Origin of the sequence: Paraburkholderia sp. BL9I2N2 (assembly GCF_004339745.1) — a bacterium.
Lineage (GTDB): Bacteria > Pseudomonadota > Gammaproteobacteria > Burkholderiales > Burkholderiaceae > Paraburkholderia.
Genome location: NZ_SMGP01000003.1, coordinates 920,464 through 934,069 on the forward strand (window position 1 = coordinate 920,464; position 13,606 = coordinate 934,069).

General features: G+C 57.9%; 11 protein-coding genes and 2 pseudogenes. 7 read left to right on the top strand and 6 right to left on the bottom strand.

What is annotated here, in order from left to right; all coding sequences use genetic code 11:
• Positions 1-165: 165 nt before the first annotated feature.
• A complete protein-coding gene (locus B0G74_RS35110) occupies positions 166-510 on the top strand; it encodes a hypothetical protein (protein WP_132380836.1) in 345 nt (114 codons plus the stop codon).
• A gap of 172 nt (positions 511-682) precedes the next feature.
• Here the strand turns inward: B0G74_RS35110 and phoU are convergent, their stop codons facing one another.
• Both phoU and B0G74_RS35120 read right to left on the bottom strand, forming a co-directional pair.
• Positions 683-1,390 carry a phosphate signaling complex protein PhoU gene (gene phoU, locus B0G74_RS35115; protein WP_132380838.1) on the bottom strand — a complete coding sequence of 236 codons (708 nt, stop codon included), beginning with the start codon at positions 1,388-1,390 and terminating at the stop codon, positions 683-685.
• A gap of 1,009 nt (positions 1,391-2,399) precedes the next feature.
• Entirely contained in the window at positions 2,400-2,714 is a 315-nt protein-coding gene (locus B0G74_RS35120; protein ID WP_132380840.1) for a hypothetical protein, read from the bottom strand.
• Positions 2,715-3,562: 848 nt separating this feature from the next.
• Between B0G74_RS35120 and B0G74_RS35130 the strand changes: the two genes are divergently transcribed.
• From B0G74_RS35130 to B0G74_RS35140, 3 genes and pseudogenes are all read left to right on the top strand, one after another.
• Entirely contained in the window at positions 3,563-3,766 is a 204-nt protein-coding gene (locus tag B0G74_RS35130; protein WP_132380842.1) for a cold-shock protein, read from the top strand.
• 170 nt (positions 3,767-3,936) lie between these two features.
• Positions 3,937-4,154: pseudogene (locus B0G74_RS47085) on the top strand (hypothetical protein).
• 89 nt (positions 4,155-4,243) lie between these two features.
• Positions 4,244-4,510, top strand: a complete 267-nt coding sequence (locus B0G74_RS35140; RefSeq protein ID WP_132380846.1) for an IS3 family transposase — start codon at positions 4,244-4,246, stop codon at positions 4,508-4,510.
• Between the two features lie 385 nt (positions 4,511-4,895).
• Here the strand turns inward: B0G74_RS35140 and B0G74_RS35145 are convergent, their stop codons facing one another.
• Together B0G74_RS35145 and B0G74_RS35150 are read right to left on the bottom strand one after the other, a co-directional pair.
• Positions 4,896-6,233: a chloride channel protein gene (locus tag B0G74_RS35145; protein WP_132380848.1), complete on the bottom strand. Its 1,338-nt coding sequence runs from the start codon at positions 6,231-6,233 to the stop codon at positions 4,896-4,898.
• Positions 6,234-6,323: 90 nt separating this feature from the next.
• Positions 6,324-6,743 (bottom strand): MarR family winged helix-turn-helix transcriptional regulator, encoded by a 420-nt coding sequence (locus B0G74_RS35150; RefSeq protein WP_132380850.1) that lies wholly within the window; start codon positions 6,741-6,743, stop codon positions 6,324-6,326.
• Positions 6,744-6,971: 228 nt separating this feature from the next.
• Here B0G74_RS35150 and B0G74_RS35155 point away from each other — a divergent pair, with 228 nt between their 5' ends.
• The 3 genes and pseudogenes from B0G74_RS35155 to B0G74_RS35165 form a co-directional block, all read left to right on the top strand.
• Positions 6,972-8,033: a class I SAM-dependent methyltransferase gene (locus B0G74_RS35155; RefSeq protein WP_132380852.1), complete on the top strand. Its 1,062-nt coding sequence runs from the start codon at positions 6,972-6,974 to the stop codon at positions 8,031-8,033.
• Positions 8,034-9,279: 1,246 nt separating this feature from the next.
• Complete coding sequence (locus B0G74_RS35160) at positions 9,280-10,080, top strand: YkgJ family cysteine cluster protein (protein WP_132380854.1); 801 nt, start codon at positions 9,280-9,282, stop codon at positions 10,078-10,080.
• Between the two features lie 523 nt (positions 10,081-10,603).
• Positions 10,604-11,539: pseudogene (locus tag B0G74_RS35165) on the top strand (polyamine ABC transporter substrate-binding protein); the annotation flags it as partial.
• A 365-nt stretch (positions 11,540-11,904) separates the two neighbouring features.
• On the opposite strand, the gene B0G74_RS35170 reads toward B0G74_RS35165, so the two are convergent.
• Positions 11,905-12,906: a LysR family transcriptional regulator gene (locus tag B0G74_RS35170; protein WP_165924001.1), complete on the bottom strand. Its 1,002-nt coding sequence runs from the start codon at positions 12,904-12,906 to the stop codon at positions 11,905-11,907.
• A gap of 137 nt (positions 12,907-13,043) precedes the next feature.
• Positions 13,044-13,580, bottom strand: a complete 537-nt coding sequence (locus B0G74_RS35175; protein WP_132380858.1) for a carboxymuconolactone decarboxylase family protein — start codon at positions 13,578-13,580, stop codon at positions 13,044-13,046.
• Positions 13,581-13,606 lie beyond the last annotated feature (26 nt).

The window sequence follows — 13,606 nt, forward strand, 5'->3', positions numbered from 1 at the left end:
AAGCCAGTTGCCGCGCGGCAATAGCCCCCTTTGTCGCTGTTCCGACCAGGTCCTGGCAATCATGCCGGCGCCCTTAAAACAGGGTCGAATGACGACGCTGTTGATTCGCGTGTCTTCGCCCACATGTGCTGGGCTTGCTTAACTGCTGCGGGCAAGCCGATAGACATGACCAAACCTCAATTTGACGAGCGCGCAAGCGCGCGGCCCGACTTGCTATGTTTACTGGTGGCGATTGCAGCTGCATCCTACGCGCTGACCAACGAATGGCGAGTGGACCACATTGTTGAGTGCTGCCGTCGATGGCTCAGGAAAAATGGGCTGAAGATGGACTGGCTCGACAGGGTCCGCATCGGTCAACTCGCTCTGAAGATTGCCAGCAAGGACTTGCTGGAGGCGGGCGTCGCAGTCCGGCTGTCCAGCGTGAACGCTCTCTTCACCAGCGAGATGGAACTCAACGAGTCAAGCACAATGGTCCAGAGGATGATGGCACTTTGCCACGACGCGCTCTGAACACGTTCGAGCTCACGCTCGTAGCAACAGCTTTCATGTCGCGGGCAACATCGACAGCGCTGCTCCGCTCCGAAATCTCTATCACGTTGGGAAAAGCGGCCGCAGTTGCCTGTACAGATTTCGGAACGACGCCAGCCGTTCCAGTGACCGTCGTGCCCACCCGCTTTCGCCTTCAACTGCGCAACATCTCATGCTCGCGCTGCTTTCTATGTTCGTGGCGAATATCGGTGCCGCGAACAACATAGACGACGGATTCAGCAATGTTGGTCGCATGGTCGCCGATGCGTTCGATGGCCTTTGCAATGAAAAGGTAGTCCAGTCCTCTCGAGATTGCACGAGGGTCTTCCATCATGTATGTCACGAGCTTTCGCACAAAAGCGCGAAACTCGTTATCGATGGCTTCGTCATCCCGGATAATCTGTTCTGCGGAAGTCGTATCCATGCGTGCGAACGCGTCCAAAGCCCGGCGAAGAACGTTTGAAGCCATTTCGCCCGAAACCTTGATTTCAGCAATGTTGATGTCCCGCGCGTCGGAACACATCGCAATGCGACGGGTTCGCTTCGCAATCTTGCGCGCCTCGTCGCCCGCACGTTCAAGATTGGTGACGCATTTTGAAGCCGCCATCAGGAGGCGCAGGTCACGGGCGGCCGGTTGTCGACGGGCGATAACATTGCTAATCTCTTCATCGATTTCTATTTCCATCGCATTGAGACGGCGTTCACCCTCGACGACGCGTTCGACAAGTTCCATGTCGAACGTATTCAATGCGTCTATCGCGTGCGTAATCTGTGACTCCACGAGGCCGCCCATTCCGAGCAGCCGCGTTGAAAGCAGAGAGAGGTCAGCATCAAACCGACTTGAGAGATGTTTGTCCAGCATTATTTTCTCCTCAACCGACGCAGCCGGTGTCGTAATTTTAAGCTGCCCGCTGTGTCGGGTTCGACAGAATCTGTTCGGGCTGCACCAATCCCGACATGCTCGTCGAAGTGTATGAATGCCGTCCGTTCCGTGAAGCCGCCGCCGAATACATCGATGCGTCGCCTCGAACACCGCTAATGGCATACGCCAAGGTATGCGTGAGGGGTTTCAGCCGCTACGCGGCGGCATCTTGGAGCCAGGCGGCGGATTTCGACATCCCGGCCGAGCGTAGGCTCTCCGGCGGCCCCTGCCTGCCTCCGTCCAGGCCGCAAGGAGCGTCAACCTCAACCGTTTAACCGTCAGTTAAAAACAGTATATACCGTATTATTGATGTGCAAAAATCCGATGCACGGCACCACGCCACTCTTCCGAAATGGAGTGAGCGGTCATCCCAATGGCTCAAAGCATGCCCGACTTGGATGGCGCGTCTCCTCAGACAACGCGCGCAGTGCTCCATGCCGAAGCTGGTGGCAGTAACAGGCTATGCCAATGACGCGAGCAGATTTCAGACGGACGGACGTGTGTTTGACCTTCATCTCACCAAACCACTGTGGCTGGACGACCTCGGGGATGTCTTGTTGTGCTCGTAGAGCATATGCGTCCGGGCGTGTGCAGTCGTATGTCAGTGCAATTATCACTGCTCCAACATCAGCGATGTGCATGAAGCTTCGAGAAAACCGGCAGGTTCGGTCGACGACCGATATCCGGCTTATGCCGGCGTGTGTCAGTTTTGAGTATTCCGTGAGCCAGCGCCGCAACGGTTCCCTAACCACTCAACTCGTTGTCTTCGTCCGCTGGATCGCCGGTGTCGACAGCACAGACGTCCGTACGGAAGTTTGATGTCGCGATTCACATACGTGAGGCAAGGCTGCCGGACGGGCGGAACGGGCTTACACGATTGATTCACCCGCCCACTCCGCCCGAGGCTGCATTAGCGATCGTGATGCCAATCACCTGGCGCCCTTTCGTACTACTGGCCGCTTCCCCTTGAGCCGCCCGGTCCACTGTTGACGTCGCTATTCGCGCCGCTACGCGTGCCCCTATTCAGACCATTGGTCTTGCCGCTATCGGAACGCTCCGTCGCGGGATTACTGCGCGCCGAGCGGTCGCCACTGCCCGTGACGTCGGGAGAACCGTAGCCCGTCTCGGTCGGGGCCTTCATCGAACCGGCGCCGACGCCGGGTGTCGGACGCCCGCCAGCGCTGCCGCTGGCTTGTGCGTATGTACTTGCCGACAGTGCCATCGCGAGAGCCGAAGCGAACAACGCCTTGGTTATATGTTTCATGGCTCACCTCCATGCAAGCGTCTGCCGCTCACATGAATAGGCGCCGCAAGGGATGTGCCTCGTGTCGTTGAATCTTCGCCAAGGACAGTAGGCGCTGTATAAATCATATTAATGCGGCCCCAACTTTGCAGCGGCAAACGTTTCCGAATTGACGGGTAAACCCGGTTTATTCGGGAGCGGTGTTTCCTGTATCTTTTTCATTACGACATACTGAACATCTGACTAATAGCCCTGTTGGCCGAGGGCCGGACGCACTTTCCGCAGACAGTACCGTTAGTCAGCAAAGCTATATACCTGAGAGAAAACATTGTGAAAATCGCGACCAAAGCAGGCGCCTGGGTGAGCCCCTACACGCCTCAAAACCTTGACACTGCGATTACGCATCTTGAGCGGGTTCTGTGCGCGGACGGTGCCGATTCGTTGTTCGCACAAACTTACTGGCGCGGTCGGGTTCTTCAGGCGTACGCAACGCCCGGGCTCTTGCGAAGGCAACGGGAACGGCTACAGCGACTGCTTGACCGGCTCGCCAGCGCTCCGGCAGATTCCAGGCGCCGGATGCAGGTCGCCCGAGAATGCTCGCTCCACTTGGCGGGCGTCCGATGGGCGCAGGCCTGGAACCGCTGACTTGCTTCACACAAGCAGATGACACGGGGCTGCATGTCTTCGGGTCGGACATAACCATCGCAGTAGACACGCATTGCAACCCGAATAACGATTCGCAAGCCCAGACAATGGTTTCCCCGGGAACAGGAAAGCTTTTCCAACTCGCGTCCGCACGCGTGCAGCGCAACTTTTTGAATTTTCAACGCCGAGTCAATGACTCTTTTTAACTTCCTTGGAATCAGATAATGCAGACGGGCAAAGTGAAGTGGTTCAACGATGCAAAGGGCTTCGGTTTCATCGCGCCGGACGATGGTGGTGAAGACCTGTTTGCCCATTTTTCCGAAGTGAAGTCGGAAGGCTTCAAGTCTCTTAGCGACGGGCAAAAGGTCAGCTTCGAGGTCAAGCTGGGACCAAAGGGCAAGCAGGCCGCAAACATCCAGCCGCTCTAGGAACATGCCGCAAGCCGGTAGCCAAGGCTTAAAGCGGCAGGCGTCTCTCCTGTGTGCGAAGAAACTGAAATGCAGACGCATACCGGATGCGTCTGCCGCAGAAAGCTGGCGCAGATATGTCGGTGCCCTAAATTCTCGATGGGACGTCCCACTATTGTCGTAAGGCGTGCATGGAAGCCGAAGTCTACAAAGGGTATGGCATTTGGGGGCACGCCATCCGAGAGCATGAAGATATCCTGCATTCGGAGCGATATGCTGGCAGAGGGACAATCACAAAAGGCTCGAAATTCGTCGAAGCCTCAGGTGTTCTTGAAAGCTTTGAGACCGAAGTAGATGCTCAGGTTGGTGGACTTGCGTGGGCGCACGCTGGATAGATAGTCACCGGTAGTCACGACCAAGCCGGCGAAAACCCCGATGCTTAGCAAGTTTCGTTATACGACGAAACTCTTTGATTGAAGGCGAAGTAAGTTGTCGCTCATGGAAAGCAGCATTGAAGTTGACAACGCGATGTGCGAGTCGTTCTTCGGCACACTCGAAGCCGAAATGCTCTGTCGCGAACACTTCGCGACCCACGAACAGGCACGGCGGCGTCTGTTCTCGTTTCTGGAGAGCTGGTACAACATGCGCCGCCTGCACAGCAGCATCGGCTATTGTTCGCCGCTCGAGTTCGAAAACCTGCATGCGCAAGATCAAAGCTTATTGCCGCGCGGGTTGCCCACCGCCGGGGCAGCGCCGTGGTCGTGACAGGCAACCCGCCGCCCGACCGTGGACAACCCGCGATTCAACCTTATCGGGAGGTGCCACACCGCATTAAACTCAACTGCAAATCTATCCGTCGAACCGGGGTCAACTTCAAACAGTGACGATGGAGCGCTCGATCGTTTGCAGGGGCAGCACACGTGGTATCGGGGATGAAAGGCCTCTCGCGCTTATTGTCCAGAATGAGTCGTTGAAAAACGCGCGCCAGGCTGGTCGGCCTTACTCACAAAGCGATTGCATGGAAGCGCGTCGCTGGCTTACAGGCGTCTCTCTGTTCTAGGCGGGCGACCTCCAACGTCGGATCGTCGTCCTTGAACGTGCCTTGGTAAATCTGATGCTTTACCCTGCCTGGAGCAGGTGTTACTCGGTTCTAACTCAATTTCTCAGGCATTTCGCCTTTCTGCCGACCGGTATATCGTCGTGCCAATGCCTCGTATAGTGGCGGCGCAAACAGTTTCGACACCTGACTTGAAACCAGTGCTGTCGCCATCAGCGAGAGCACTAGCGCGTGACCGTTGATCATTTCGATCACGATGACAAATGCCGTTATCGGACTTTGTGTCACCGCGGCCAGATATCCGACCATGCCCAGAGCAATCAGCATCGGCAACTGCATTTGCCCGAAAACCAGATGCAGCGCGTTGCCGATCCCCGCGCCGATTGCGAGAGAAGGCGCAAACAGACCGCCGGGCGCCCCGGGCAGGTAGGAGCCGACCATTGTCGCCATTTTGAGCAGCGGGTAGCTCGCTCCGAGTTGCGAATCGCCGTCGAGCATTCCGCGCGCTTCCGCGTAACCGCTGCCGAACGTATGGCCTGCTGTAGCTACGCCGATTGCAGCAATGACAAGTCCGCACACAGCGCCGAACACCACAGGACGCGTTTGTCGCAACGCCAGGAGCCGTCCGGGCATCCAGCGATCGGTGTTCAGCAACAGCCAGCAGAACGAGCCACCCGCCACGCCGGTCACGGCGCCCAGCATCACGACAGCAACGGCGAGCAGATCGGGAAAATGACCGTCGATCTGGATAGTGCCGAAATACGTGTAGTTGCCCTGGAGCCCTAGCGAAACCACGCCGGCAAAGATAATCGCGGTAATCAGCACGCCGCTGCTCTTCTGCTCGAAGCTGCGCGTCAGTTCTTCGATCGCGAAGACCACGCCGGCAAGCGGCGCATTGAATGCCGCGGACAGTCCGGCCGCGGCGCCTGCCAGAGCCAGATTGCGCTCGAGCGCCGCGCCCCGCACGGCAAGGAGGCGCGCAGGATAAAACTGCCGCAGACTGAACATAAGCGCAGCGCCCACATGAATCGTCGGGCCCTCCCGGCCGATCGTGAATCCACCCAGAATCGACAGAAAAGACACGATGATCTTGCCCACCAGGATGCGAATGGTCAGCAGCCGCGGTCCGAATTCGCGGCCGTCATGCAGCGTCGCGATAACCTGTGGAATGCCGCTGCCCTCGGCACCTACGAAATAACGACGTGTGATCCAGACACTGAATGCGCCAATTGCGGGCGTGAGCAGAAGGGGCAGCCACCGGTAAGTTGTCGTGTAGCGCACAAAGGTGCCATAGCCGAAATCGATCAGCCGCGCGTACATGACGGCGACGAGCCCCGTGGCGATTGCACCGAGCCAGAAGACTCCATAGTGCAGCCAGAGACGCCGGCCACGCATAATCGTGCGCCGGTCCAACAGTCCGCGAATGAGCATTGAAAGACCGTTCCATCAATTCAAATTAAGGCACATTGTGACATACATGCCTCTCTTGCCTCCGATTGATGAATGAGGACGACGTGGGCGCTATTGCCCGGTATTGCCAAATACCCAGCTGAAGGAGCCGTACTGCTCCTTGTGCTGAGCAGCCAGCTTGAGCAGACAGCGCTCGCCCTTTGGCGTGAGATGCACCTGAACCTGGCGGCGGTCAATCTCGTCAGCCTTGCGGATGACGAGTCCAGCGGATTCGCATCGCGAGACAAGCGCGGCGGTGCCATTGGGCGCCGCCTGCAGCCGTTCGGCGAGTTCACCGACGGTGGCCCACTGCCGCCCAGCGAAACCGCGCACGTGAAGCATCAGCTGATACTGAAGCGTTGTGATACCCGCCGCGCTGGCGATTTCTTCGGACACGCGCAGAAACTTGCGTAGCTCGTAGCGGAAGACAGACATCGCTTCAAGATCGTGTTTGGCCGGAAGGTCTTTTCTGGTTTGCGCATTCGAACTCATTTGAAATCCTGCTGGTTGGTCAGTCACTCGGCGACGCGCCGCGGCACCTCAAGTGCGCGGCCGACATCGTTCGCGAATCATACACAGGGCGAAGTCAGCCAGGACAAGGTGAATCTGGCCTTTCATCGCGCCTTCTTTTTTCTATAATTCTCATGCTCAAAGTTGGCGAATTGTTGGTATTAGTCGCCATTTCGTTAGATCAATTCTGCCTTCGTCGAGGAGGTGGTCATGCAATACGATGAACAGAAAGTACAGGACTTCATGGCGCGCATGGTTGGCGAGTTCGGCGCGGTTGCATCGGCACCGTTGATTGCGCTAGGCGACCGGCTTGGCCTGTATAAAGCAATGACTGAACAGGGTTGGATGACGTCGGAACAGCTCGCCGAACGCACGGGTCTCGCGCCGAGATATGTTCGTGAATGGCTTGCCGCGCAGGCCGCCTCGGGCTTTATCCGCTACGACGCGTCGACCGCACAGTACCAGCTTGAAAACGAAATGGCGATGTGCTTCGCCGAAGAAACGAGTCCAACGTTCATTCCCGGCTTTTGCGACTGCGCGGAAGCGATGTTTCGCAGTTTGCCTAAACTGGAATCTGCCTTTCGCACGGGGCTCGGAGTCGGATGGCACCAGCATCATCCGTCACTGTTCAAGGGAACCGAACGGTTCTTCCGCCCGAGCTATGCAGCCCATCTGATCAGCGACTGGATACCGGCGCTGGACGGTGTCGAACCACGTCTCAAAGCACAAGGCGCGAGAGTCGCAGATGTCGGTTGCGGTCACGGCGCTTCGACGATTCTGATGGCGCAGGCCTATCCGGACGCAACGTTCGTCGGCTTCGACTACCACGAACCGTCTGTCCAGCGGGCGCGCGAAGCGGCACAGGAAGCCGGAGTGAGCGATCGGGTAACGTTCGACGTGGCGAGCGCACAGCAATTTCCCGGGAAAGATTATGACCTGGTCGCGTTTTTTGATTGTCTTCATGACATGGGCGATCCGACGGGTGCTGCCGCGCATGTGTTGCATTCGTTGAAGCCAGGTGGCACGTGGATGATCGTCGAGCCTTTCGCGAACGACAGGCTGGAGGACAATCTGAATCCGGTCGGGCGTGTGTTTTACTCGGCGTCCACAATGATCTGTACGGGAGCCTCGCTCGCGCAGGAAGGGCAAATGGCATTGGGCGCACAGGCTGGCGAAACACGACTCAGGAACGTGGTCACTGCGGGCGGTTTCACCCGGTTCACGCGGGCAACGCAGACGCCGTTCAATCTGGTCTTCCAGGCTCAGGCCTGATCCATATCGTTTCTGCTGATTGCTTCGTTCCGGGCGTGGCGCACGCTGCGAGGATGAGCCTGATCCGGCTGACAGGATTTGACGTATCACCATCCGGATTTCCGCTCAGGTCGACAGCGGTCGTTCAACGCGCCCAGTCGATGGTCAGATTCAGAGCGAACCCTGAACTGCGAAACAGGCGCTGCGAGCCGTGACTGCGGACCGGAGCCAGAAGCAGCCAGCGCATCTGCGCCACCACACAGTCCTGTCGCTTCTGCTCAGTCGGCGCCGTACCTCATCGCGACGCCTTCGCAAAATGGGACGCGCATGATTTAGCAAAGCGTGCTCTATCTTTACTTTAGCCAGCTTCCCGCTTGATCCACGTCTACTCCGCTCGCTTTCAGTTCGCGGCCTTCGATGTCGGCCTGTTCGTTCCAGCTTGCCGGCCTCAGCCGCACATACCCAGTTCGTCGACGTCTTCATTGATATCGACAGCCGGCATGCAACCAGGAATATGCCCACCCCTTCAGTCATCGCCTCCTTCCTGCCGTTACCCGTCACGCTATTCGGGGCGCGTTGATTGAAGACTCTGTCGAAAGTCTCCGGAGTCTATTGCAACTACAAACCGCTCAATATCGACTTGTCGTCGGAGAGGGTCGTAGCTCACCCATCGCGCGTCGACGAGTTGGGCAATTCGCTCGGCAATTTCGCGCTGCTCGCCAGCTTCACTCGTTTCCCATAGCGCTCTGACAACCGGAGCAATGGATATTATGTAAGGCGAGTTCTGCCGTGTCCCGCCGTCGACGCGCACGGTCCAACTCACACGTACACGATTGGTTCCCGTATCCCTGAAATCAGCGTCCGCCGGGAATCTGTCGAACAGAAAGGAACGAAGCCACGCGGCAAGGGTCATCGTGACCTCACGCTCAAGGGCGAACCGGGGCAGGCGGCATCGCCAGGTCGCGATGGATACGAATATTCAATGTCTATCTCCGATTTTATAGCACATTGTGCCACATATGCTATGCGCCGGTTTCTCTGGCTTGCACGACGCTGCACAGGAAGCGTGAGGTCCGGCCTATCCGACGGAAATACGCCAGGCTTGATCCGGGCGCGGGCGCTGTACCAGCCACTGGACCGATGTGGCGCGCACACGGTCCACTGAATCACGACGACGCTTCAACTTTTTTCACTTGTGTATCCCTGTAAGAATTTCGGCGTGGGCCCGACTAAGCACGACGCAACCGAACCTGAAAGGACAAACAGCGTGGACGATACCAACTTTGCCTGTACGACATGTGGCCAGTGCTGCCACGATTTGCGCCTGCCACTGACAATCACCGAGGCGATCGATTGGCTAAAACGTGGGGGACAGCTGGAACTCCTCTGCGAAGCTATTCCATGGCCGGTCGAGCCGGAGCCCGACAATGCCCAGGCTGCGTACAAACGGGCGCGTTCGTCAGCCGTTATGAGCGGAACGTTACCGGTGCGCGTCTCGATCATTCTCGCTGCGGCGTTCGCTGGCGCGTGTCCCAATCTGCGCGCCGACATGCTCTGCGGTATTTACGATGAACGCCCGTTGGTCTGCAGAATCTATCCGGCGGAAATCAATCCCTTCGTACCCATGGTGCCGCAAAACAAGGCCTGTCCGCCGGAAGCGTGGCAAACAACGCCATTACAACGGCAAGGCGTCCTTGTCGATGCGTCGACCTATCAACTCGTCCAGCAGTCGCGTCTCGCGACGCAGTCAGAGACGCCGTTGCGGATCCAGATTTGCCGCGAGCTCGGACTCGATCATGCCGCGCTCGCGAACGAGGGGTTCGTCATTCACACACCGGACCGTGACGCCCTCCTGACCGCCCTGGAGCAGTGCTGCGCGTCACCGCTTCCCGATGACGAATCGGCGCAATGGACGTTTGTTTCCAATCGTTCCATGACTATGGAGGCGCTCGCGTCTGTCGGTGCGGTTGGCTATCCCGACCAGCGCACCGCAGATAAAGCTTTCAGATATCACGGGTTTTTCCCGTCGTCACTGGATAACGGCCAAACTTCCGTGGACAAACGTTAGGGCGCGAGCTTTGATACGCATCGTCAGAGGATCCGACCGATGTTGTACAGCAAGTCCGGTAACGTTCAATGGAGGCCTGGGCCGTCGACAGAAGCTACCCGGTCGCACGAACATGACCGAAACGAGCGACCGTTAATGGGTGGTCAACATGTCGCGCCGCGCGCCATGATCGGATCACCCAGAATTCCGGCAGCCTGATCGAGGGCTTCTGTCCGGTCAGCTTGCCCTTGTTCCAAGGCACTCGCGCCGGTTTTGCGGTTGCTTGCCGGTAGCCGGAAAGCGTATTGTTTGAACGCCTGTTTCCCGCGAGTCGAATTTCAGTTGCGGGTCTAGTGGTCGAGTGGAGGCAACGACAGTTCTACCATAGGTTCGGCGTTCAAAAAACCAAGCCTATTTTTTTGATGCGGACAATTATTAATGGTAGCTTTTAATTTTTTTCGGGGCTCTGCGGCGCGCGAAATGAGCGGTGGGACCGAGGCCGGTCAGGATTGGAGAACGGAATGAAAAGACGGGTAGTGGGGCCGTGTATAACTGGTCCGATTACATCGCCAAGGACACCATCCCGAACTTCACCAGGCAGACCGGCGTCCAGGTCAAATACGACAACTACGACAGCGACGACACGCTGCAAGCCAAGCTCCTCACCGGCAATTCCGGCTACGACATCGTCGTGCCGACCAGCAACTACGCCGGCAAGCAGATCGCCGCCGGCATCTTCGCTCCGCTCGACAAATCCAAGCTGCCGAATCTGAAGTACCTCGATCCTTCGCTGATGGCGCTCGTCGCCGGCGCCGATCCGGGCAACAAGTTCACGGTGCCCTGGGCATACGGCACCACCGGCCTTGGCTACAACGTCACCAAGGCGCAGCAGATTCTCGGTAAGAACGTGCCGCTCGATAGCTGGGACGTCCTCTTCAAGCCGGAAAACATTTCGAAGCTGAAGGCTTGCGGCGTCTCCGTGCTCGACGCGCCGGATCAGATGTTCGCCGCCGCGCTGCACTACATCGGCAAGGATCCGATGAGCACGAACCCGGCCGACTACCGCGCCGCGCTCGAGATGATGAAGAAGATCCGCCCGTACATCACGCAGTTCAACTCGTCGGGCTATATCAACGACCTGGTCGGCGGTGACGTGTGTTTCGCGTACGGCTGGTCGGGCGACGTCGTGATCGCCAAGCATCGTGCGGTCGAAGCGAAGAAGTCTTACAAGGTCGAGTATTACATTCCGAAGGGCGGCGCGCCGGTGTGGTTCGACGTGATGGCGATTCCGAAGGACGCGAAGAACAAGGAAGCCGCGCTCGAGTGGATCAACTACATCGAAACGCCGCAGGTTCACGCCGCGATCACCAACGCCGTCTACTACCCGAGCGCCAACCTCGAAGCGCGCAAGTACGTGGACAAGGACGTGGCGAACGATCCGGCCGTGTATCCGCCGCCTGACGTCATCAAGACCCTGTTCCAGCCCCGCTCACCCCCGCTTATCCACCGAAATGCGCCGACGGCGCGCAGCCAGCACGTCCTCGAAGGGTCAGCCTGCGTTCGATATCGAGGTCACCCGTTCGGCAAGACAAAGGTGGTTGGCACCACGATCATCATGGTTCTTAAAGCCTGGCATGTATAGCCGCACCGCGCCGCGAAAGACGCTGCGCTCGCGACTATCCACGCCGCCATTGCGGCCCGCAAATCTCATCGACATTGGGCAAGGGATCAATCAGTACGACAGCCAATGCTCGCGCCGGAGGCGAAAAGAACCTCGGAAAATTCCAGGCAAGGGCTCTGTTCGATCCTGAGGCGCCATTGCGTCCGCAGAACCGGAACGTCCGCTCACGCCGTGACCGGCCATTCGGTAGCGCCGGACGACTGTCTCCTCATGGCCGGGTCGTGCCTATTGACCACACGTTGCTGTTCTTTCGTGTCACCAAGTCCCGCCAGGAACCGCTCAGCCAAATCGGATGTGTTTAGTCGCTCGATCCACCACTCCAATGCTCGCCCCACCTTGTCTTCGCGCCAGGCCAGGTAGCAATTTGTCAGTTCACGCACGCCGACAATGCGTCGGGCGACGAGTCTCCCCTCATGGATCGGCCCTTCCGCTACGCGCTCGGGCAGCATTCCGACAGCGATACCTTCGCACAACGCTTCAACCTTCGCGCCCAGTGTCGGCACGACAATCACCATCTGCCCATCGTGTTTGGCCACCGATTGAGGTTGCAGTTTGCGCGAAGTGTCGCTTATGACAACACCTCGGTATCTTGCGATCGTCTCGCTTCGCAACGGCTCGAGGATGCCTGCGAGTGGATGGTCCGGTGCAACGACGAACACGTGTCGGAGCGTGCCGATTGGTCGAGCTGCGATGTTGGCGGCATGCGGCGGCTCACCAAATGCACCCACGGCCAGATCGGCCCGTCGGGTAATCAGCGCATCCCAGACTCCCCCAAGCACCTCGGTGGAAAGGCGTAGTTGGGTAACCATCTCGAGATCGTAGAAGGCACGGACATACGGCCACAAAGATGCGGAAGGCAGGATTGCGTCGAGGCATATCCGCAGCTCCGATTCCCAGCCGTCCTGTATTCCCTTTGTTTTGATTTCCAGATGTCGAGCAGCGTGTAAAAGTTGCCGCCCTTCATCGACAAGGAAGCGACCGGCTTGCGTGAGTTTTGCTCGTCTGCCGCTGCGATCGAAAAGCTCGACGTTCATATCGCCTTCCAGCTTCTGCACGAGGTACGTGAGTGACGAAGGAACTCGATGCAACGACTTTGCTGCTTCAGCGAATGTGCCAGTGCGATCAATCGCGTCCAAGACCGCAAGAACTTCAAACGAAAGCTTTATCGCCACAGACGTTGCGTCCTCAGTTGTTGCTACCCGTTGATCGCCGTCAGCGCGAACATCGACTAATTTTCAGCAGCGCTTGCGCTCGCATGGGCTCACGCAAGTGCTATCAGATGCAAGGAGCCGATGCTTTCGCACTAGTCCGCAGCAGGGAAGTCGAGCGTAGTGTCGTTGATACGGTTAAACAGATTGGTGAATGCAATGCTGGCTATGGCCATCGCAACATCGACGATTTGTGCATCGGTGACACCGGCCTGCTTGACCTCCGTTATCACTTCGGTCTGAACTGTGCCGCTCGTTGTGATTAGATGCAGCACAAACTTGGCCAACGCATCATCGTGCGCGTCGCCCGACGGCCGGGCCTGACGCAACGCCAGAATGGCCTCACGGTCAAGGCCCATTTTTTTGCTCAACAGCGTGTGTGCGGCGAGGCAATAGCCGCAGCCGGTTGTCTGGCTGACAACCAGTTTAACGACTTCGATGTCTCGTGCGCTCAAGTTGCTCTTTTTGAGCGATGCCTCAAGACTCAGTACTGCCTCCAGCGCGACCGGGCTATTAGCGCCGATTCCAATGTATGAATTCGGGACCTTGCCGACAGCCGCTTTGACACCTTTAAACAATTCGGCCGTGTGGCCGGTGGCTTCAGACACTGAGATAGTATGGAAGCGAGGCATGATGTATTCCTTTGGGGCGATGAAAA